We start from the raw sequence: 233 nt of genomic DNA, 5'->3' as shown, positions 1-233 counted from the left end.
CGCTTGGACAGTCCCTTCAAGAGGCCCTCGTAGATGACGGTGCGGACCGCCGGGACGCCCGGCTTGGTCGAATCGCCCCAGTCGAAGCCGTCCTCGATGACCACGGCACGCCATTCCTGGTAGCCGTGTCCCTGGGCGAGGCCCCGCGCGTACGGACCGGGGGGCGGCGTCGCCGGGTTGAGCGTGTTACCGGGGCCGTGCGGACCCTCGTCGCGGAGTGCGTAGCGGACTCC

General features: G+C 71.2%; 1 pseudogene. It reads right to left on the bottom strand.

Annotated elements, in window-relative coordinates:
• A pseudogene (locus KVS71_RS19190) lies at positions 1–233 on the bottom strand (glycogen debranching enzyme); the annotation flags it as partial.

This window comes from Microbacterium sp. GbtcB4, assembly GCF_019091465.1.
Lineage (GTDB): Bacteria > Actinomycetota > Actinomycetes > Actinomycetales > Microbacteriaceae > Microbacterium > Microbacterium paraoxydans.
Note: the sequence above shows the minus strand (reverse complement) of the source record. Positions and strands in the feature narration are given on the sequence as shown.